This is a genomic window from Paenibacillus forsythiae T98, from assembly GCF_000520735.1.
GTDB lineage: Bacteria > Bacillota > Bacilli > Paenibacillales > Paenibacillaceae > Paenibacillus_AQ > Paenibacillus_AQ forsythiae.
Genome location: NZ_ASSC01000384.1, coordinates 1 through 490, shown reverse-complemented (window position 1 = coordinate 490; position 490 = coordinate 1). Strand labels below are relative to the sequence as shown.

Annotated in this window: 2 protein-coding genes; both read right to left on the bottom strand. The window is 47.1% G+C overall.

Annotation, left to right across the window (positions count from 1 at the left end):
* On the bottom strand, positions 1-138 hold a 138-nt coding region (locus L692_RS34025), incomplete at its 3' end, for a helix-turn-helix domain-containing protein (protein WP_084463174.1).
* Positions 139-140: 2 nt separating this feature from the next.
* Positions 141-490 (bottom strand): IS200/IS605 family transposase (gene tnpA, locus L692_RS0112365; RefSeq protein ID WP_025700274.1); only part of this gene is annotated, 350 nt, incomplete at its 5' end.

Genomic DNA, 490 nt, shown 5'->3' with positions numbered 1-490 from the left:
CTTACCTTCGTTTTTGTAGGCATGAATACGTTCATCCAGCAAACGGTTATACAGTAGGCGACAACGCTCTAACGTGAAGTCAATCGCCTTGCGCTGTTCGCGGTTTGGATACAGTCGGTATTTGTACGCGATTCGCATGTTCAACGCTCCTTCTGTTCTTCAATATATCGCTTTACCGTTTCAAGCGATACGCTTCCGACTGTAGCGACGAAATAGCTATTCGTCCATAGCGAAGGAAGCCGAGAAGTAAGTGGCTTGAATTCCTGGCGCAAAATACGCGATGTGTACCCTTTCAGATGCTTCACGACCTTGTGAATGCCGAATTGCGGGTCGCATCGAATCAGCAAATGTACAGGGTCGGGCATGATTTCCATATTGAGGATTTCCGCTTGAAGTTCTTCAGCTTTCAGCAAGAACAACTCTTTCAACCGTTCGTCAATCGGAGATACAAGCACCTTGCGCCGATACTTTGGGCAGAATACGACATGGT